Here is a 20089-nt window from a genome sequence, read left to right on the forward strand (position 1 = left end):
AATCCTGACGTTTCATCATAGCACCGGCTCAAGGCTCTCGCGTGGCGGTCCGAGCCGGCGCGCGTTATACGAGCTTGCCGGGAAACTGGCTGTCGGGATCCTGCATCGCGAGACGCTGGCGGTCCATGAAATCGCGCAGCGTATCGATGCCGCGCAGCTGCAGGATCGTGTTGCGCACCGCGGCCTCGACCAGCACCGCGAGGTTGCGGCCGGCCGCAACCTGGATCGTCACCTTGCTGATCGGCAGGCCGAGCACGTCGACGGTCTGGCTTTCCAGCGGCAGGCGCTGGAATTCGCCGTCTGGCCGGCGCACCAGCTGGACGATCAGCTTGAGCTTCATTTTCCGCCGCACCGCGGTTTCGCCGAAGATCGTCTTGATGTCGAGCAGGCCCAGGCCGCGCACTTCGAGCAGGTTCTGCAGCAGCGGCGGACAGCGCCCTTCCACGAAATCGGGGCCAAGACGGACGAAATCGACCGCGTCGTCGGCAACCAGGCCGTGGCCGCGGCTGATCAATTCGAGGCCGAGTTCGCTCTTGCCGAGTCCGGAATCGCCCGTCAGCAGCACGCCCATGCCGAGGATGTCGAGGAACACGCCGTGCAGCGTCGCGCGCGGCGCGAGAATGCGCGACATGTAGAGCCGCAGGCTGTCGATCACCGCGGCGGCGGACATCGGCGTCGTGAATAGCGGTGTCGACGAGCGCGTACAGCGCAGCACCAGCTCGGGCGGCGCGGCCGCTCCGCCCGCCACCACCAGGAACGGCGGTTCGAGGGCGATCAGCTCGGCCATGTTGCGCGAACGATCTTCATCGGTCTGGCGCTGGTAGTAGTCGTTTTCCGCTTCGCCGAGCACCTGGATCCGGTTCGGGTGGATCAGGTTCAAGTGGCCGACGAGATCGGCGCTCGACGTCGCATTTGCCACCGTATCGGCGGAAAAACCGCGTTCCCAGCCTTCATGCCCCGTCAGCCAGCTGAGTTTCAGCATGGCTGCGTTGTCGTCGAAGATGCTCTGGGCGTTGATGCTGGACGTATCCATGAGTCCGTCACTCCAATGAGCCGGCACTTCGGCGCTGCGAAGGAAGTCGCGACGCCGGCCCGGCGACGGGCGGCTGGGGGTGGCGGCGCAGGCCGCCGGACAAGGGGAGGTTAACCGCCCGGTTAGCTCAAGGTTGCCACTGAGTGAGGAGTTGATGCAACTCGTCGCGGTCCGTTTCGGTGTGCAGGCGCTCACGCGCGTCGCGATCGGACAGCAGTTGGGCGATTTCGGACAGGATCTCGAGGTGCTGCTGCGTAGCCTGTTCGGGCACGAGCAGGAAGATCAGGAGCGAGACGGGCTGGCCGTCCGGGGCTTCGAAGGGGATCGGTTCGGCGAGCCGGACGAAGGCGGCGAGCGGGTGCTTGAGCCCCTTGATCCGCCCGTGCGGGATCGCGACGCCTTCGCCGAGACCCGTCGAGCCGAGGCGCTCGCGCGCGAACAGATTGTCGGTGACGATGCTGCGGGCGACGCCGTTCTGATTTTCGAAGATCAGCCCGGCTTGTTCGAAGACGCGCTTCTTGCTGGTGACCGAGAGGCCGATGACGACGTTCTCTAAGGGCAGGATTTTGGCTAGGCGATTCATGTTGGCAGGCAAAGGGGCGGCCTGGGGTCTCCTCGCGGCGGCAGACTGATTTTCCATATTGGCAATATGACGGCGTTAGGCGATGGAGACCTGTAGAGCACGGCAAGCCGGCTTTTAACGCCCCCGATAATAACTGGATCATTATAGAGCACGGCAGACCGGCTGGCGCAGCCCGAGGGCGTGCTCTAGTTGCCGGCCCCGCCGTGGCGGGTAGCGCGGGCGCCGCGCAATAAAAAACCGCCCGTCGAGGCGGGCGGCTGTTCCGGCGCGGCTGCGCCGAGATTCACTGCGGCGGCAGTTCGATCTGTTCGGCGGTTTGCTGATGCTTGATCGGATCGTGCGCATGCGTTTGCAGGCGCTCCATGTGCTTCACGACTTGCCGGTCGAGCTTGTCGATCAGCAGATCGATCGCAGCGTACAGGTTGCCGTTTGCGCTTTCGACGAAGATGTCCTTGCCCTTCAGGTGCAGGTTGATTTCCGCTCGCTGCTGCTTGTCCTTTTCCTTGTGGTTGTCGACCGAGAGGATCACAGTGCCATCGATAACCTGATCGCTATGTCGTAGCACCCTGTCCAGCTTGGTGACCATGTATTCGCGAATCGCAGGCGTGACTTCGAGATGGTGTCCACTGATCTTCAGGTTCATAGTGCTTCTCCAAGCTAATGACCACCTTCCGCGTAGAGGCGGCAGCACCGGTCGACCTGGCCGTCTTCGCTAACCTCAGGCGGAGACGGCGGATGCATCGGCCGGCCTTTGCCGTCGACAGCGCGGCGGCCGGAAAATGCCCGCCGCTGGCGCAGCGGGCTACAGAGACTTGCGCAGGTTCACTGCCGGGATCTTGAGGGCTTCGCGATATTTGGCAACCGTGCGGCGCGCGACCACGAACCCTTGTTCTGCCAGCAGCTCGGCTATGCGGCTGTCCGAAAGAGGCGATTTTGGGTCTTCGGCTCCTATCAGTTGCTTGATGAGGGCGCGGATGGCCGTGGATGAGGCGGCGCCTCCGGTATCTGTCGAAACGTGCGATCCGAAGAAGTACTTGAATTCCAGCGTGCCGAACGGGGTCAGCATGTACTTACCGGTTGTCACACGGGAGACAGTTGACTCGTGTAGGCCCAGCGTATCAGCAATTTCCCGCAAAACCAAGGGGCGCATGGCGATTTCGCCGTGCGCAAAGAAATTCTTCTGACGCTCGACAATGGCCTGGGCGACCCGCAGGATCGTATCGAAACGCTGCTGGATATTCTTGATGAGCCAGCGCGCCTCCTGGAGCTGCTGCTTGAGCGAACCGGCGCCCGGATCGCCGCGGCTGTTGCGCAGGATGTTCGCGTACAGGTGGTTGATGCGCAGGCGCGGCACCACTTCCGGATTCAGTTCCGCCAGCCAGTTCTGGCCGGACTTCTTCACGATGATGTCGGGCACCACGTAGTCGGCTTCGGCCTTGCCGTATGCGGCGCCCGGGAACGGCTCGAGCGAGCGGATCAGCGCATGGGCGTCGCGCAGTTCGTCGTCGCTCGACTTCAGGTGCTTGCGCAGCCGCGTGAAGTCGCGCGCGGCGAGCAATTCCAGATACTGCGACACGATGTCGAGCGCGAGCATGCGCGTCGGGGACGGATCAAGCCGCAGCAACTGCAGCTTGAGGCACTCGGAGGCGGAACGGGCGCCGACGCCCGCCGGATCGAAGCTGTGCAGCAGCGCGATCGCCGCGTTCAGCTCGTCGGCGTCGACTTCCAGTTCGTCGGGCAGATCGCCCAGCACTTCATCGAGCGATGCGCCGAGATAGCCGTCGTCGTCGAGCGACTCGATCAGGAACATCACCAGCGCGCGATCGCGCGGACTGGCCTGCGTCATTCTCAATTGCGCGGACAGGTGGTCGCGCAGCGACGTGGTGGCCTCGTGGATCTGCAGCGGCGGCATGTCGTCTTCATCCGACGTCCGCGCCGAACGGCCGTAGTCGTCGAGATTCCACTGGCTCGTATCGCCGTTATCGGACGCGTAGCTGTCGTATTCGTCGGCGCCGGCGGGTTCGTCGCGCTCCATGCGCTCGTTCGGCGTACTGCTGCCGTTCGACAGGCCTTGCATCGGCTCGGGCGTCGCGGAGTTCGGCGACTGCGCGATCAGCGAGCCGTCGGACGCGACCCGCAGCGGGCTCGCCAGCCACTCTTCGTCGTTCTCGAGCAGCGGATTCTGCGCCACCGCCGTCGCGACTTCCTGCTGCAGTTCGAGCGTCGACAGTTGCAGTAGCCGGATCGACTGCTGCAACTGGGGGGTGAGCGCGAGATGTTGCGACAGGCGAAGTTGGAGGCTGGCTTTCATGGCAAAAAGGGAGTCATACCAGGAGTTTGCCACGAGGGCGGCGCGTTGCGTCATTCGTGATGACGCATAGGCCGCAAAAGGGCGCGGAGGCCCCGAAACGGGAGGGACGGCGGCGGGGCGGCGCCCCGCGCCGTTACATGCGGAAGTGCTCGCCCAGGTAGACGCGCCGCACGTTTTCGTTTTCGATGATTTCGCTGGGGGCGCCGGACGCAAGCACCGAGCCGTCGCTGATGATGTAGGCGTGATCGCAGATGCCCAGCGTTTCGCGCACGTTGTGGTCGGTGATGAGCACGCCGATGTTGCGCTGCTTCAGAAACTTCACGATCTTCTGGATTTCCAGCACCGCGATCGGATCGACGCCGGCGAACGGTTCGTCGAGCAGGATGAAGCTCGGGTTGCTTGCGAGCGCGCGCGCGATCTCGACGCGCCGGCGTTCGCCGCCCGACAGCGACAGTGCCGGATTGTCGCGCAGGTGCGCGATCTGCAGCTCTTCCAGCAGCGCTTCGGTGCGCGTCGCGATTTCGTCCTTCGTGAGCGGCCGGCCGTTGTCGCCGTGCTGCAGCTCGAGCACGGCGCGGATGTTTTCCTCGACCGTGAGCTTGCGGAACACCGAGGCTTCCTGCGGCAGATACGACAGCCCGAGCGATGCGCGCTTGTGGATCGGCATCAGGCTGATCGAGCCGCCGTTCAGCGAGATCTCGCCCGCGTCCAGCGGCACGAGGCCGACGATCATGTAGAACGAGGTGGTCTTGCCGGCGCCGTTCGGGCCCAGCAGGCCGACGACTTCGCCGCTTTTTACGTCGAGCGACACGTCTTTCACGACGGTACGCGAGCCGTAGCGCTTTTTGAGGTTGCGCACGACGAGCGAGCTGGTCGTGCCGGCCGGCTGGCGATTGGGGAGGGCGTTCATTGCGGGGCTCCCTGGATCGTGGTCGACGGCGCGAGCGGCGCGGGCGCGCCGTTCAGCGGTGCCGGGCCGCCGTTCTTGGGCGACAGCATCGCGCGCACGCGGCCGGTCGGGTTGCCCGGCGCGGCTACGTCCTTGCCGCCCTTCGCGGTGTAGAAGTCGCGCTGGCCGTCATACGTGATCACGCTGCCGTGAACGGTGTCCGCGACGGTCGACAGGCCTTGCAGGCGGCGCACGGTGGCGTTCGTCGTCAGCGTGGTGAGATCCTGCTTGCCGTCGTAGTCGATGCGTTCGGCGTCGCCGTCGATGTACTCGTCGAGCCCTTCGCGTTTTTGACGGAACGACGCGTGTTTCTTGCTGCCGGGCGCCATCGTCGCGGTCGCGTACTGGTAGCCCTGCGGATCCTGGCGGACCTCGACGCGATCGCCCTTGATGATGATCGTGCCCTTCGTGATGACGACGTTGCCGGTCGCAACGGTCACCTGCTTCAGGTCGTCGTAGGTCAGGTTGTCGGCTTCGACGTTGATCGGCTTGCCCTGGTCAGCCTTCTCGGCGTGGGCGGCCGGCGCGAAGCCGGCGAGCGGCAGCGCGATCAGGGCCGCGGCGAGCGCGGCGCGGGCGGCGCGACGGGCGCTGCCGGGGAAAAAACAAGGGAACGATTCGTTCATGCAGTCACGCGTGGTGAGTTACTTGGGTTGGCCATGGGAGCCGCCGGACGTGTCGCTGGCGGCAATCGTGCCGCGGACATTGCCGTAGAGGTCGATGACCCGGGTGACGTTGTTGTACTTCATGCCGTCGGTGGCGTTGGCGATCGACTGGCCGCGCTGAAGTTTAACCGGCTTTTCGGTCTCGATCACATCGTCGTTGACCAGCACCTTGAAATGCTCGGAATCCGCCTGCATCGGCGGATCGCCGCCGCCGGCCGCCCGCACGATGCGGGCGTCGTCGTACAGGTCGACCACCGATACGTCGCCGTTCACGACGCCGCGCTTGGCGGTGGCCGTCACGACCGGCTTGCCGGGCTGGAATGCGCGCAACGCCGGGAGCGTCAGGTCGCTGCTCTCGTCGTCTTCGTAGTGAATCAGGTTCGCGGCCGTCAGGCGGTATTGCGTCGAGCCCGTCTGGTCGAGCTCCGTGACCGAGAAGTTGTCCGCGAAGTAGTCGGGGGTGTGCGTCCTGGGCCGTTCGGCGCTTTCGCCGGGCGGCGGCAGCGTCGCCTGCAGCAGCCAGTAGGTGATGCCCGCGAGCGCGGCCATGGCGATCAGCGGGATCAGCGAGGTCAACCGGAACTTGGGACTCATCCGTCAGGCTCCGCAAGCGTCGGCGAGCAGCGCGTCGTAGCGTCGCTGCGCGCGGAGGATCGCGTCGCACACCTCGCGGACGGCCCCGTGGCCGCCGCGTGCTTCAGCAACCCAATGGGCACGGGCGATGACCTCGGGGTGCGCGTTGGCGGGCGCGGTCGCGAAGCCGCAGCGCAGCATCACGGCCAGATCGGGCCAGTCGTCGCCCATATAGCCGCATGCGTCCGGCGCGATGCCGGTGGCGGCCAGCAGGTCGGCGAACGCGGTCCGCTTGTCCTCGACGCCCTGGTAAAGATGGGCGATCTTCATTTCACGCGCCCGCGCGGCAACGATTTCCGAGCGGCGGCCGGTGATGATCGCGGTCGCGATGCCGGCCTGGCCCAGCAGCTTCACGCCGTGGCCGTCGAGCGAATTGAACGACTTCATCGTGTCGCCCGTCGCCGTGAAATGGAGGCCGCCGTCGGTCAGCACGCCGTCGACGTCGAAAATCATCAGCTTCACGCGGCCGGCGCGCTCGGCTGCCGTGGCGGGGGAGGCGGCCATCAGATTACCTTCTTCGAAAACAGATCGTGCATGTTGAGCGCGCCGATCAGCGCGCCGTTCGCGTCGACCACCAGCATCTGGTTGATCCGGTGGCGCTCCATCAGTTCCACCGCCTCGACGGCGAGGTGGTCCGGGCCGAGCGTGCGGGGTCCGCGAGTCATCACGTCGGCGATCGGCAGCTTGCGGAAATCGCCGTCGCGCTCGAGCACGCGGCGCAGGTCGCCGTCGGTGAAGATACCGGCCACGCGGCCGTCCGGCTCGACGACGGCCGTCATGCCCATCCGCTTCGCCGTGATCTGGAACAGCGCGTCGGACAGCGTCGCGCCGGTCGACACCGTCGGGACTTCGTCGCCCGTGCGCATCACGTCGCGCACATAGGTCAGCAGCCGGCGGCCCAGCGCGCCGCCCGGGTGCGAGCGGGCGAAATCGTCTGAATTAAAGCCGCGCGCGTCGAGCACGGCGACCGCGAGCGCGTCGCCGAGCGCGAGCGCGGCGGTCGTGCTCGCGGTAGGCGCGAGGTTGAGCGGGCACGCTTCCTTCGCCACCGCGGCGTTCAGGTGGACGTCGGCCAGTTGGCCCAGGCTCGACGCCGGGCGGCCCGTCATCGCGATCAGCTTCGCGCCGAGCCGCTTGATCAGCGGCAGGATCGCAACCAGCTCTTCCGATTCGCCGGAGTGGGAGATGGCGATGAACACGTCGTCCGACGTGACCATCCCGAGGTCGCCGTGGCTGGCCTCGGCGGGATGGACGAAGAATGCGGGGGTGCCGGTGCTGGCGAGCGTGGCGGCGATCTTGCGGGCGATATGCCCCGATTTGCCGATACCGGAAACGACGACGCGGCCGCGGCAGTTCAACAACAGGCCCATCGCGCCGATGAAGTCGCCGTCGAGCTGGTCGCGCAGCGCGCGGACGGCATCGGCCTCGATGTCGAGCACCTCGCGGGCGAGCGCGAGCGCCCGGTCATCATTGATTTTCGCTATCATGCGCGGAGTATAGCAAAGGCGTTTGTTCGCCGCGCCGGGCCGCTTGCGCCCATCATGTTGTAGCCCATCCCCCGGCCCACCCCGGCGCGCATCGCATGGCGCCGCTGACGAACGAGGACGCTTCGCCTGTGATTTCCCCGCTCGAAATGACGCTCCTGCTGCTGCTGGCTTCGGTGGTGGGGGTGGTCGTCTTCCGCTCGCTGAACCTGCCGCCGATGCTCGGCTACCTGACCGTCGGCATCGTGGTCGGCCCGCACGCGCTCGGCTTTGCCGCCGATCTGGAACGCGCCGAGCATCTGGCCGAATTCGGCGTCGTGTTCCTGATGTTCTCGATCGGTCTCGAATTTTCGCTGTCGAAGCTGCGCGCGATGCGGCGGCTCGTGTTCGGACTCGGACTGCTGCAGGTGCTGGTCACGCTCGCGGTCGCGCTGATTCTCGGCGCGGTGTTCGAACGTTGGGTGCATATCACCTGGCAGGGCAGCGTCGCGCTCGGCGGCGCGCTCGCGATGTCGTCGACCGCGATCGTGTCCAAGATGCTCGCGGAGCGTCTCGAAATCGAGACGGAGCATGGCCGCAACATCTTCGGCGTGCTGCTGTTCCAGGATCTCGCGGTGGTGCCGCTGCTGATCGTGATCGCGGCGTTCGGCGGCGAATCGTCGAAGGATCTCGCGGTGACGCTCGGGCTGGCGGCCCTCAAGATCGTGATCGCGCTGTCCCTGCTGCTGTTCGTCGGCCAGCGCTTCATGACCCGCTGGCTGAACGTGGTCGCGCGGCGCCGCTCGCAGGAGCTGTTCGTGCTGAACCTGCTGCTCGTCACGCTCGGCGCAGCCTTCATCACCGACAAGTTCGGCCTGTCGCTCGCGCTGGGCGCGTTCATCGCCGGGATGCTGATCTCCGAGACGCCCTACCGGCACCAGGTGGAGGAGGACATCAAGCCGTTTCGCGACGTGCTGCTCGGCCTGTTCTTCGTGACGACCGGGATGCTGCTCGATCCGAGCGTGATCTGGGAGCATCCGTTCCTGGTGCTCGGCTTCTTCGTCGGCCAGGTGCTGCTGAAAGGCGTCACGATCACGGGGCTCGCGCGGCTGTTCGGCGCGCCGCCGGGCGTCGCGATGCGCACCGGCCTCGGGCTCGCGCAGGCGGGCGAATTCGGCTTCGTGTTGCTGAACCTGATCCTCGACCGGCACCTGGTCGATACGACGCTGCTGCAGGCGATCCTCGCGTCGATGCTGCTGTCGATGCTGGCCGCGCCGTTCCTGATCCAGAACGCCGACCGCATCGTGATGCGGCTGTCGTCGACGGAATGGCTGCAACAATCGCTGCAGATGACGCGAATCGCGACCCAGAGCCTCAAGCAGCAGGGCCACGTGATCATCTGCGGGTACGGCCGCGCGGGCCAGAATCTGGCGCGGATGCTGGAGCAGGAGGGGATTTCCTACGTTGCGCTCGACCTCGACCCCGACCGGGTCACGGCGGCGGGCGCGGCGGGCGAGTCGGTCGTGTTCGGCGATGCGGCGCGGCGCGAATCGCTGCTGGCGGCCGGGATCCACCGCGCCGCCGCGGTCGCGATCACCTATGCGAACACGCCGTCCGCGCTGCGCGTGCTGCACAACGTGCACGAGCTCGAGCCGACGCTGCCGGTGATCGTGCGCACGGTCGACGACGCCGATCTCGAGAAGCTGCTGGCGGCCGGCGCGACCGAGGTGATCCCGGAGATCGTCGAAGGGAGCCTGATGCTCGCGTCGCACACGCTGGTGCTGGTGGGCGTGCCGATGCGGCGGGTGGTGCGGCGTGTCGAGGAGATGCGCGACGAGCGCTACAGCCTGCTGCGGGGCTATTTCCGCGGCGCCGACGATTCGGACGACGACGACCGCGAGCAGGTGCGGCTACAATCGGTGCCGGTCGATGCCCGCGCGGATGCGGTCGGCCGTTCGCTGGCGGATCTGGGGCTCTATGCGCTCGGTCTGGAGGTCACGGCGATCCGCCGGCACGGCATCCGCGGCGTCGAGCCCGATCCGGACACCAAGCTGCGCGCGAGCGACATCGTCGTGCTGCGCGGCCTGCCGGAAGCGCTCGCGCTGGCCGAGGAGCGGCTGTCGAAGCACCGGCGCGACGGCGCGGCCGCCGTGGCCTGAGCCGCGACGCCGCCGCTTTTCAAACAATATTGATGAACGGTGCGCAAGCCATTGCGCACCGTTTTTTTCGGAGAGTCCCATGAGTCACTCGCCGTCAGGCGCACCGCTCGACCCCGCCGCGTTCATTCACAGCCAGATCCGCACGGTACCGGACTGGCCGCAGCCCGGCGTGCAGTTTCGCGACATCACGCCGCTGCTGCAGAGTCCGAAGGCGCTGCGCGTGCTGGTGGATCTGTTCGTCGAGCGCTATGTCGGCGCGAAGCTCGACTATGTCGCCGGGCTCGATGCGCGCGGCTTCATCATCGCGCCGATCGTCGCGTATGAACTGAACGTCGGCTTCGTGCCGATCCGCAAGGTCGGCAAGCTGCCGTACAAGACCCGCTCGGAATCCTACGAACTGGAATACGGCCGCGCGACGGTCGAGATCCACGAGGATGCGTGCCGGCCCGGCGACCGCGTGATCATCGTCGACGACCTGATCGCGACGGGCGGCACGATGATGGCGGGCAAGAACCTGCTCGAACGGCTCGGCGCGGTGGTCGTCGAAGGCGCGGCGATCATCGACCTGCCGGACCTGGGCGGCTCGGCGCTGCTGCGCGGCGCGGGCCTGCCGCTCTACACCGTGACCGAGTTCGCCGGCCACTGACGCCGCCGCCCCGAACCGACGAATGTCTGCCTGCCACTTTTAGCGAGCCAAGCGATGCCGAACTTCATGCTGTTTCTCGCCACGTCGATTGCGATCACGCTGGCGCCCGGTCCTGACAACCTGCAGGTGCTCGCACGCGGCATTTCGCAGGGCCGCGCGGCGGGCTTCGTCGCGGCGCTCGGGTTCGCGGCGGGCATCATGTTCCATACGACGCTTGCCGCGCTCGGCGTCGCGGCGCTGCTGCGCTCGTCGCCCGTCGCGTTCCATATCCTGAAGCTCGCCGGCGCCGCCTACCTGATCTGGATCGGCATCAAGGCGCTGCGCAGCCAGGGGCTCGCGACCGCGCATACGCGCGCGCCGCAGCCGCTGTCGACGATCTTCCGGCAGAGCGTGATCGGCAATCTGCTGAATCCGAAGGTGACGCTGTTCTTCGTCGTGTTCCTGCCGCAGTTCGTCGATCCGCACGGCACGCAAGCCGTGGCGCTGCAGATGCTCGAACTGGGCGCGCTGTTCATGGCGCAGACCGCGGTGGTGTTCTCGCTGTTCGGCGTGTGCGCGGGCATGATCGGCGCGTGGCTCAAGCGCCGGCCGCGCGCCGGCGTGTGGCTCGACCGGATCGCCGGCGCGACCTTCATCGCGATCGGCATCCGTGTCGCGCTCAAGGATTGATGGGGGGCCGCGATGACGTTTCCCTGCATCGCCGCCGCGCGCCGTTTCGATGTCGGCGCGCACGTGCCGTTCGTGATCGCGGGCCGGCAGGTCGGCTGGATCCGCGCGCACGACGTCGCGCGGCTCGCGCGCTGGCCCGACGTGTTCGAGTTGCCGGCCGGCCAGGTGCGGCTGGCCGAGCGCTTCGACACGGTCGACGCGCGCAGCATGGCGCTCGCGAGCCCGATCGGCGCGCTGGCGGCCGAAGGCGCGATTCCGGGCTGGCGCGACGAGATCTATGCGATCCGCAATCGCTTCGACGACCCGCCGCTCGCCTACATCGAGCGGGCCGCATCGCGCTTCTTCGGCACGCAGACTTACGCGGTGCATCTGAACGGCATCGTAGAATATGCGCCTTCCGCGCCGCTGCAGATGTGGATCGGACGCCGCAGCGCCACCAAGGCGACCGATCCGGGCATGCTCGACAACGTGGTCGCGGGCGGCATCGGCTGGGGCCTCGGCATCGAGGAAACGATCGCGAAGGAGTGCTGGGAGGAAGCCGGCATCCCGCGCGAACTGGCGGCGCGGGCGATTCCCGGGCGCACCGCGCATGTGCTGTGCTCGCTGCCGGAGGGTACCCAGGCCGAGCAGATTTTCATCTACGACGTGCCGCTGCCGCGCGATTTCGCGCCGCATAACCAGGACGGCGAGGTCGCGGAGCATCTGCTCGCGGGCGCGGCGGAGGTCGTCGCGTGGCTGCGGGCCGGCCAGGTGACGATCGACGCGAGTCTCGCGACACTCGACAGCCTGCTGCGGCACCGCTGGCTTGCTCCGGAGGAGGCACCCGGCCTCGATGCGCTGTTCGCGCCGCCGGTTCTGCCCGCCGCCTGAAGTGCGCGTGGGCAGGAGCGGTGGGCTTGATTGGATTTGGATTAGATAAGAAGGGAGTCGCGGTCATGTCGACCGATCACAGCTTTATCCTGAAACTGTCGTGCCCCGACAAGCACGGCATCGTTCACGCGGTCTCGGGCTTTTTGTTCGAGCGCGGCAGCAACATCCTCGATTCCGCGCAGTTCGGCGACAGCCGCACCGGCGAGTTTTTCATGCGCGTGCACTTCGACCAGCAGGGCGGCGCGGACGCCGCCGCCGCGCTCGACGCGCTGCGCGCCGAATTCGCGCCGCTCGCGACGCAGTTCGGCATGCGCTGGGAGCTGCACGATGCGGCGGCGAAGCCGCGCGTCGTCATCATGGTGTCGAAGATCGGCCATTGCCTGAACGATCTGCTGTTCCGCTACCGTACCGGCCAGCTGCCGATCGAGATTGCGGCAATCGTGTCGAATCACAAGGATTTCTACCAGCTCGCGGCGAGCTACGATATCCCGTTCCATCACTTCCCGCTGATCGGCGGATCGTCGGCGCAAGCGAAGGCCGCGCAGGAAGCGCGGGTGCTCGAGGTGATCGACGAGCAGCGGGCGGACCTCGTCGTGCTCGCGCGCTACATGCAGATCCTGTCGCCGCGGATGTGCGAACAGCTGGCCGGCCGCGCGATCAATATCCATCATTCGTTCCTGCCGAGCTTCAAGGGCGCGAAGCCGTATTACCAGGCGTTCGACCGCGGCGTGAAGCTGATCGGCGCGACCGCGCACTACGTGACGACGGATCTCGACGAAGGCCCGATCATCGAGCAGGAAGTGGAGCGCGTCGACCACAGCATGACGCCCGACCAGCTGACGGCGATCGGCCGCGACGTCGAGTGCGTGACGCTCGCGCGCGCGGTGAAGTGGCACGTCGAGCACCGGATCGTGCTGAACGGGACCAAGACGGTGGTGTTTCGCTAGACGCGGGTCCGGCCGCACGGCAACGAAAAGGCCGCGTCCCGTCAGGACGCGGCCTTTTCGCATCGGGGGCCGGCGGCGTTCAGATCATCCGCAGATAGCTCAGCTCGCGCTTGATATACGCGTAGAAGATCGGCGCGGCGATCACGCCCGGAATGCCGAATGCGGCTTCCATCACCAGCATCGCGAGCAGCAGCTCCCAGGCGCGCGATTCGATCTGGCCGCCGATGATCTTCGCGTTCAGGAAATACTCGAGCTTGTGGATCACGACCAGGAACACGAGCGACGCGATCGCGGTACCCATGCTCACCGACAGCGATACGGCGACGATCAGCGTATTCGAGATCAGGTTGCCGACCACCGGCAGCAGGCCGACGATGAACGTGACGAGCACGAGCGTCTTGGACAGCGGCAGCCGCTGGTGGAAGATCGGCAGCGCGACGAGCAGGTAGAGACCCGTGAAGAGCGCGTTGATCGCCGAGATCTTGATCTGCGCGAACACGATCCGCCGGAACGAATCGGAGAAGCGCGACACCCGGGTGACGAGCGCGGTGGACAGCGGCTGGCGGGCCTTGTGGCGGTCGGCGCCGATCGCGATCATCGCGCCGATGATCATCCCGAACAGCACATGACCGAACACCCGGGCGACGCTCTTGCCGCCCTGCTGCAGCTGATCCATGTGCTTGGTCATCAGGCCCGCGGCCTTCACTTTCATCTGCTCTGCGTCGACGGGCAGCAGGTTCGCGATCCACGCGGGCGTGCGCGTGCGGGCCTGGTCGACGATCTGCATCAGCTGGCCGAGCAGGTTCTGCAGGTTCGGGACGGTGTGCTCGAAGTGTTCGATGATGGCGACCGTGAGGCCGGCGAGCCCCCCGACGATCAGTGCCGACAGCAGCACGACCGCGACCCAGCGGGCGCTCTGGCTGGACGTGTGGCGCTCGATCACGGGCGCGATCATGTGCACGAGCTGATAGACGAGCAGGCCGGCCAGCAGGCCGCCGAGCAGCTTCAGGTGCAGGACCAGCCACAGGCCGAGGAGCGCGAGGAGATAGCTGCCGATCTCGATCGCCGACAGTTTCGGCAGGCTGAAATCGCTTGTCAGTCGCACGCTGCGCAGATGCGGCTCTTTGGCCTGCGGATCGCGCGGCGGCTCGGTTTGCTTCTCCATGACTATTCCTGTATTCGGCGAAGGGTGTCCGACGCGCTTGTGACCGCAAGCGGACATCGCCCCGCATCGTCGCGAGTATAGCAACGATTGTCGACTGAATTAGTCGTGTTTTGTACGGAGGAAATAGCGCCGCATCGAGGCGCGCAAACGGCGTCGATACGGCGTCGGGCGGCTGTCGCGCGCGCCGGGGCGGCGCGCGCGGGCCTCATTTGGGCCGCTTGAGCAGCGGCGCCAGATAGCGGCCGGTGAAGCTCGCCTTGGTTTTCGCGACCTGCTCGGGCGTGCCCTGCGCGATGATCTGCCCGCCGCCCGCGCCGCCTTCCGGACCCAGGTCGATCACCCAGTCGGCGGTCTTGATCACGTCCAGGTTGTGCTCGATGATCACGACCGTGTTGCCCTGGTCGCGCAGCCGGTGGATCACCTCGAGCAGCAGCGCGATGTCGTGGAAGTGCAGGCCGGTGGTCGGCTCGTCGAGGATGTAGAGCGTGCGGCCGGTGTCGCGCTTCGACAGTTCGAGCGACAGCTTCACGCGCTGTGCCTCGCCGCCCGACAGCGTGGTCGCCGACTGGCCGAGGCGGATGTAGCCGAGGCCCACGTCGAGCAGCGTCTTCAGCTTGCGCGAGATGACCGGCACCGCATTGAAGAACTCGTACGCATGCTCGACCGTCATGTCGAGCACTTCGCTGATGTTCTTGCCCTTGTAGTGAACTTCGAGCGTTTCGCGGTTGTAGCGCTTGCCGTGGCAGACGTCGCACGGTACATACACGTCGGGCAGGAAGTGCATCTCGACCTTCAGCACGCCGTCGCCCTGGCACGACTCGCAGCGGCCGCCCTTCACGTTGAACGAGAAGCGGCCCGGATCGTAGCCGCGCTCCTTCGAGGTCGGCACGCCGGAGAACAGCTCGCGGATCGGCGTGAACACGCCGGTGTAGGTGGCCGGGTTCGAGCGCGGCGTGCGGCCGATCGGCGACTGGTCGACGTTGATGACCTTGTCGAAGTGTTCGAGGCCCTCGATCGATTCGTACGGCGCCGGTTCGGCCGACGAGCCGTACAGGTGGCGCGCGACCGCGTGATACAGCGTGTCGTTGATCAGCGTCGACTTGCCCGATCCCGACACCCCGGTGATGCAGGTGAGCAGGCCGACCGGCAGATCGAGCGTGACGTTCTTCAGGTTGTTGCCGTGCGCGTCGGCGATCCGCAGGTTCCGTTCCGGGTCCGGCGAGATGCGCTCGTCCGGGTACTCGATCGTGCGCTTGCCGACCAGGTACTGGCCGGTCAGCGACTGCGGATTCGACTGCACCTGCTTCGGCGTGCCTTCCGCGACCACCACGCCGCCGTGCTCGCCCGCGCCGGGGCCCATGTCGACCACGTAGTCGGCGGTGCGGATCATGTCCTCGTCGTGCTCGACGACGATCACCGAATTGCCGAGATCGCGCAAGTGCTTGAGCGTGCTGATCAGGCGGTCGTTGTCGCGCTGGTGCAGGCCGATCGACGGCTCGTCGAGCACGTACATCACGCCGGTCAGGCCCGAGCCGATCTGCGAGGCGAGCCGGATCCGCTGCGCCTCGCCGCCCGACAGCGTTTCGGCGCTGCGCTCGAGCGACAGATAATCGAGGCCGACGTTGTTGAGGAACGTGAGGCGCGCGACGATCTCCTTGATGACCTTGTCGGCGATCTCGCGTTTCGCGCCTTCGAGCGTCAGCCCGTCGAAATAGCCGAGCGCGTCGCGCAGCGGCCAGCTGCTGACTTCGTAGATCGCGCGCGCGTAGTCGCCCGCGCCGATCCGCACGAAGCGCGCCTCGCGGCGCAGCCGGGTGCCGTCGCACGACGGGCAGGCCTGGTTGTTCTGATATTTCGCCAGTTCCTCGCGCACCGCGACCGAATCGGTTTCGCGGTAGCGGCGCTCCAGGTTCGGGATGATCCCCTCGAACACGTGCTCGCGGATCGTCGTGCGGCCGCGTTCGTTGATGTACGAGAACGGGATCGTCTGCTTGCCCGAGCCGAACAGGAGGATCTTCTTGACCTTCTCCGGCAGATCCTCGAACGCGGTGTCGATGTCGAACTCGTAGAACGCCGCGAGGCTCTGCAGCATCTGGAAGTAGAACTGGTTGCGCCTGTCCCAGCCCTTCACGGCGCCCGCCGCGAGCGACAGCGACGGATGCGCGACCACCCGCTTCGGATCGAAGAAGGTGATCTGGCCGAGGCCGTCGCATTCCGGGCACGCGCCCATCGGGTTGTTGAACGAGAAGAGGCGCGGCTCCAGTTCCTGCAGCGAGTACGAGCAGATCGGGCACGCGAACTTCGAGCTGAACAGGTGCTCCTTGTCGGTATCCATTTCCAGCGCGATCGCGCGGCCGTCGGCCAGGCGCAGCGCTGTTTCGAACGATTCGGCGAGGCGCTGCTTCATGTCGGCGCGCACCTTCAGCCGGTCGACGACGACGTCGATCGTGTGCTTGTCGTTCTTCTTCAGCTTCGGCAGCGCGTCGACCTCGTAGATCTTCGCGACGCCCTCGTTGGCGGTGCCGCCGCCCGAACGGACGCGGAACCGCACGAAACCTTGCGCCTGCATCTCTTCGAACAGCTCGGCGTGCTCGCCCTTGCGGTTCGCGACGACGGGCGCGAGGATCATCAGCTTGGTCTCCTCCGGCAGCGCGAGCGCCGCGTCGACCATCTGCGACACGCTTTGCGCCTCCAGCGGGATCTCGTGGTCCGGGCAGTAGGGCGTGCCGACCCGTGCGTACAAAAGTCGCAGGTAGTCGTGGATTTCCGTGACGGTGCCGACGGTCGAACGGGGATTGTGCGACGTCGCCTTCTGCTCGATCGAGATCGCGGGGGAGAGCCCCTCGATCAGGTCGACGTCCGGCTTTTCCATCAGCTGCAGGAACTGCCGGGCGTACGCCGACAGGCTTTCGACGTAGCGCCGCTGGCCTTCAGCGTACAGCGTGTCGAATGCGAGCGACGATTTGCCCGAGCCCGAAAGGCCGGTAATCACGATCAGCTTGTGGCGCGGCAGGTCGAGATTGACGTTCTTCAGGTTGTGGGTGCGGGCCCCACGGATACGGATTTGTTCCATGAACCTGGCGAAAGAGGAGGAGACTAAACCTGCTACTATAACGGCTTTTCGAGACCGTCGTTTCAGGCCCCCAGCCTTTGCAACAGCTGTCAGCAGGCGGGCTCCGGCGCAGCCGGGCCGCTTCGTGCCGCAGCGTGCGGGCGCCGGTCGAAGGCGGCGCCCGACAGCCGGCCTGGATCCCCTGCCGCCCGGCATCGGGCGGACATACCGATCATTCGAAATACTTTCCCGATGTCCAATCCGTCCGTCACCTCCACCCGCATGAGTGCGCCCGAACTGCGCGCGACCGCGTCGCTTGCCGCGATCTTCGCGCTGCGCATGCTGGGGCTTTTCATGATCATGCCGGTGTTTTCGGTCTATGCGAAAACCATCCCCGGCGGCGGCGACGTGCTGCTGGTCGGCCTCGCGCTCGGCGCGTACGGCGTGACGCAGTCGATGCTCTACATCTTTTACGGATGGGCTTCCGACAAGTTCGGCCGCAAGCCCGTGATCGCCGTCGGCCTGCTGATCTTCGCGCTCGGCAGCTTCGTCGCGGCGTCCGCGCACGACATCACGTGGATCATCGTCGGGCGGGTCATCCAGGGAATGGGGGCTGTATCGTCGGCGGTGCTCGCGTTCATTGCCGATCTGACCTCCGAGCACAATCGCACGAAGGCGATGGCGATGGTGGGCGGCAGCATCGGCATGTCGTTCGCGGTGGCGATCGTGGGTGCGCCGATCGTGTTCCACTGGGTCGGGATGAGCGGGCTGTTCTCGATCGTCGGCGCGCTGTCGGTGCTCGCGATCGGCGTCGTGCTGTGGATCGTGCCGGACGCGCCGAAGCCGGTGCACGTGCGCGCGCCGTTCGCCGAGGTGCTGCACAACGTCGAACTGCTGCGCTTGAACTTCGGCGTGCTGGTGCTGCATGCGACCCAGACCGCGCTGTTCCTGGTGGTGCCCCGCCTCCTGGTGGACGGCGGGCTGCCGGTGTCGTCGCACTGGAAGGTCTACCTTCCGGTGATGGGGCTCGCGTTCGTGATGATGGTGCCCGCGATCATTGCCGCAGAAAAAAGGGGCAAGATGAAGCCGGTGCTGCTGGGCGGCATCGCGGCTATCCTGATCGGCCAATTGCTGCTGGGCCTCGCACCGCATACGATTCTGATTGTCGCGGCGGTCCTGTTCGTTTATTTCCTCGGCTTCAACATCCTGGAGGCGTCGCAGCCTTCGCTGGTGTCGAAGCTGGCACCGGGGTCGCGCAAGGGTGCGGCCACGGGCGTGTACAACACGACGCAGTCGATCGGGCTGGCAATGGGCGGCGTGATCGGCGGGTGGCTGCTGAAGAGCGGGGGTCCGGACACGGTGTTTTTCGCCTGTTCGGCCCTGGTGGCGGTGTGGCTTATAATCGCCGCCAGCATGAAGCAGCCGCCGCGCAAGGCCTGACACAACGCTAAGCCATGCGGGCGGCGTTTTTCCTGGGTTGGCCCGAGCCAACGAGGGAACCGTGAACGGTCTCGCCGCGCCGCTTGACATCGAATCAACTGGAGAAACACATGGCATCCGTCAACAAGGTCATTCTCGTCGGCAATCTCGGCGCCGATCCTGAAGTTCGCTATCTGCCGAGCGGCGACGCGGTGGCGAACATCCGCCTCGCGACGACCGATCGCTACAAGGACAAGGCGAGCGGCGAAATGAAGGAAATGACCGAATGGCACCGCGTGGCGTTTTTCGGCCGCCTCGCGGAGATCGTCAACGAGTACCTGAAGAAGGGCTCGTCGGTCTATATCGAAGGGCGCATCCGCACCCGCAAGTGGCAAGGTCAGGACGGCCAGGATCGCTACTCGACCGAAATCGTCGCCGACCAGATGCAGATGCTGGGCGGCCGCGGTGCGGGCGGCGGCGGTGGGGGCGATGACGGCGGCTACGGCGGCGGTCGCGATATGGATCAGCGTAGCGGCGGCGGCGGTGGTGGCCGCGCGGCGGCGCCCGCGCGCAGCGGCGGCGGTGGCGGCGCGAGCCGTCCGAGCGCGCCGGCCGGCGGCGGGTTCGACGAGATGGATGACGATATTCCGTTCTAGGAGGAACGTTAGTTCCTAGTGTAAGGATAGACCCGAATTTTCGAGCTAAATCAGTTATTTAGCCTGGATCTTCGGGTCTTTTTTTGTTTACACATTTTTCGATCTAGGCGGAACGTGCCTAGTCGGTAAAAAATGGGCTCAGTTCGTCGAATGGAGCCTAGTGTGACCCGATACGCAATTCGTGAAGTCCGTCTTGAGAACGGCGAACGCTTACCTCCCTTATCTCAGCCCCATCGAGTACCGTGAAAGCCTCGGCCTAACGACGTAAATCAGTCCAAGAAAATAGCCGCATCCCCCTCCCAAGCTATATCACCAGCCTGTACCGATCGGCGGGCCTTGGCGCCGGCTACAGCAGCCATTCCGGACGCAGGACATTCGCGACCCGACTAATCGCCAATGGGCATTCGCTCGAGACGGTTCAGATTTTATTGGGGCACGCTCACATAGACCATGTTGCTCCATACCTGGAAGTTACCACGCGCGAGCGGCGAGAAGCTGTCGCGGCGATTGATCTTGGCGAGTGACGCCTGCCAATTCCGAGTGTCATTGGACTTGTTTTTTGATTCTCCTTACTTTAGAGTAAGGAGAATTGGAGGTGCGACTATGACCGCAGCAACTATCACTTCGAAGGGCCAGGTCACGATTCCCGTGGACGTGCGCAATCAGCTTGGCTTGCAAACTGGCGACCGGATCGAATTCAGCTTCAATGAGGCGACGGGCCGGTATGAGGTCTATCCGGCCACGCGGTCGCTTGCGTCGCTCAAGGGCATCGTGAAAAAGCCCGCGAAACCGGTGTCGATCGAGGAAATGAATCGGGCCATCGCGGACCAAGGAGCATCCGCGAGATGATCGGATTGGATACGAACGTG

20 protein-coding genes are annotated in these 20089 nt (G+C 65.8%); 9 read left to right on the top strand and 11 right to left on the bottom strand.

Features of this window, described 5'->3' with window-relative positions; genetic code table 11:
* Positions 1-64: 64 nt before the first annotated feature.
* The 9 genes from hprK to kdsD all read right to left on the bottom strand — a co-directional run bounded on the left by hprK (position 65) and on the right by kdsD (position 7661).
* Positions 65-1033: an HPr(Ser) kinase/phosphatase gene (gene hprK, locus RZR99_RS27805; RefSeq protein ID WP_323122984.1), complete on the bottom strand. Its 969-nt coding sequence runs from the start codon at positions 1031-1033 to the stop codon at positions 65-67.
* A 127-nt stretch (positions 1034-1160) separates the two neighbouring features.
* Positions 1161-1673, bottom strand: a complete 513-nt coding sequence (gene ptsN / locus RZR99_RS27810) for a PTS IIA-like nitrogen regulatory protein PtsN (RefSeq protein ID WP_323122985.1) — start codon at positions 1671-1673, stop codon at positions 1161-1163.
* A 226-nt stretch (positions 1674-1899) separates the two neighbouring features.
* Complete coding sequence (hpf, locus tag RZR99_RS27815; RefSeq protein ID WP_323122986.1) at positions 1900-2259, bottom strand: ribosome hibernation-promoting factor, HPF/YfiA family; 360 nt, start codon at positions 2257-2259, stop codon at positions 1900-1902.
* A 159-nt stretch (positions 2260-2418) separates the two neighbouring features.
* Positions 2419-3927, bottom strand: coding sequence for an RNA polymerase factor sigma-54 (locus tag RZR99_RS27820; RefSeq protein ID WP_323123005.1), 1509 nt, complete (start codon positions 3925-3927; stop codon positions 2419-2421).
* A gap of 133 nt (positions 3928-4060) precedes the next feature.
* Positions 4061-4837 carry an LPS export ABC transporter ATP-binding protein gene (lptB, locus tag RZR99_RS27825; protein ID WP_323122987.1) on the bottom strand — a complete coding sequence of 259 codons (777 nt, stop codon included), beginning with the start codon at positions 4835-4837 and terminating at the stop codon, positions 4061-4063.
* Positions 4834-5502: a lipopolysaccharide transport periplasmic protein LptA gene (gene lptA / locus RZR99_RS27830; protein ID WP_323122988.1), complete on the bottom strand. Its 669-nt coding sequence runs from the start codon at positions 5500-5502 to the stop codon at positions 4834-4836. Before lptA ends, lptB begins: the two co-directional genes overlap by 4 nt.
* A gap of 18 nt (positions 5503-5520) precedes the next feature.
* Complete coding sequence (gene lptC / locus RZR99_RS27835) at positions 5521-6135, bottom strand: LPS export ABC transporter periplasmic protein LptC (protein WP_323122989.1); 615 nt, start codon at positions 6133-6135, stop codon at positions 5521-5523.
* Between the two features lie 3 nt (positions 6136-6138).
* On the bottom strand, positions 6139-6678 hold the full coding sequence (locus tag RZR99_RS27840; RefSeq protein WP_323122990.1) for a KdsC family phosphatase: 540 nt from the start codon (positions 6676-6678) through the stop codon (positions 6139-6141).
* Positions 6678-7661: an arabinose 5-phosphate isomerase KdsD gene (gene kdsD, locus RZR99_RS27845; protein WP_323122991.1), complete on the bottom strand. Its 984-nt coding sequence runs from the start codon at positions 7659-7661 to the stop codon at positions 6678-6680. The genes RZR99_RS27840 and kdsD overlap by 1 nt, the downstream gene beginning before the upstream one ends.
* Positions 7662-7789: 128 nt before the next feature.
* On the opposite strand from kdsD, the gene RZR99_RS27850 reads away from it, so the two are divergent.
* The 5 genes from RZR99_RS27850 to purU all read left to right on the top strand — a co-directional run bounded on the left by RZR99_RS27850 (position 7790) and on the right by purU (position 12928).
* A complete protein-coding gene (locus RZR99_RS27850) occupies positions 7790-9796 on the top strand; it encodes a cation:proton antiporter domain-containing protein (RefSeq protein ID WP_323122992.1) in 2007 nt (668 codons plus the stop codon).
* A 79-nt stretch (positions 9797-9875) separates the two neighbouring features.
* Positions 9876-10442: an adenine phosphoribosyltransferase gene (locus RZR99_RS27855; protein WP_323122993.1), complete on the top strand. Its 567-nt coding sequence runs from the start codon at positions 9876-9878 to the stop codon at positions 10440-10442.
* Positions 10443-10496: 54 nt separating this feature from the next.
* The gene (locus RZR99_RS27860) at positions 10497-11111 is read left to right on the top strand and encodes a LysE family translocator (protein ID WP_323122994.1); all 615 of its coding nucleotides are present in this window, start codon (positions 10497-10499) and stop codon (positions 11109-11111) included.
* Positions 11112-11123: 12 nt separating this feature from the next.
* Positions 11124-11981 carry an NUDIX hydrolase gene (locus RZR99_RS27865; protein ID WP_323122995.1) on the top strand — a complete coding sequence of 286 codons (858 nt, stop codon included), beginning with the start codon at positions 11124-11126 and terminating at the stop codon, positions 11979-11981.
* A 65-nt stretch (positions 11982-12046) separates the two neighbouring features.
* Positions 12047-12928 (top strand): formyltetrahydrofolate deformylase, encoded by an 882-nt coding sequence (gene purU / locus RZR99_RS27870; protein WP_323122996.1) that lies wholly within the window; start codon positions 12047-12049, stop codon positions 12926-12928.
* Positions 12929-13007: 79 nt separating this feature from the next.
* Here the strand turns inward: purU and RZR99_RS27875 are convergent, their stop codons facing one another.
* Together RZR99_RS27875 and uvrA are read right to left on the bottom strand one after the other, a co-directional pair.
* Positions 13008-14093 carry an AI-2E family transporter gene (locus tag RZR99_RS27875; RefSeq protein WP_323122997.1) on the bottom strand — a complete coding sequence of 362 codons (1086 nt, stop codon included), beginning with the start codon at positions 14091-14093 and terminating at the stop codon, positions 13008-13010.
* A gap of 205 nt (positions 14094-14298) precedes the next feature.
* Positions 14299-17166, bottom strand: a complete 2868-nt coding sequence (gene uvrA / locus RZR99_RS27880; RefSeq protein WP_323122998.1) for an excinuclease ABC subunit UvrA — start codon at positions 17164-17166, stop codon at positions 14299-14301.
* Positions 17167-17397: 231 nt separating this feature from the next.
* Between uvrA and RZR99_RS27885 the strand changes: the two genes are divergently transcribed.
* From RZR99_RS27885 to RZR99_RS27900, 4 genes are all read left to right on the top strand, one after another.
* Entirely contained in the window at positions 17398-18585 is a 1188-nt protein-coding gene (locus RZR99_RS27885; protein ID WP_323122999.1) for an MFS transporter, read from the top strand.
* 110 nt (positions 18586-18695) lie between these two features.
* On the top strand, positions 18696-19220 hold the full coding sequence (locus tag RZR99_RS27890; protein WP_323123000.1) for a single-stranded DNA-binding protein: 525 nt from the start codon (positions 18696-18698) through the stop codon (positions 19218-19220).
* Between the two features lie 317 nt (positions 19221-19537).
* A complete protein-coding gene (locus RZR99_RS27895) occupies positions 19538-19744 on the top strand; it encodes a tyrosine-type recombinase/integrase (protein ID WP_323123006.1) in 207 nt (68 codons plus the stop codon).
* A 79-nt stretch (positions 19745-19823) separates the two neighbouring features.
* Positions 19824-20069 carry an AbrB/MazE/SpoVT family DNA-binding domain-containing protein gene (locus RZR99_RS27900; RefSeq protein ID WP_323123001.1) on the top strand — a complete coding sequence of 82 codons (246 nt, stop codon included), beginning with the start codon at positions 19824-19826 and terminating at the stop codon, positions 20067-20069.
* Positions 20070-20089: the final 20 nt, after the last annotated feature.

The organism is Burkholderia alba, from assembly GCF_034721475.1.
GTDB classification, from domain to species: domain Bacteria; phylum Pseudomonadota; class Gammaproteobacteria; order Burkholderiales; family Burkholderiaceae; genus Burkholderia; species Burkholderia alba.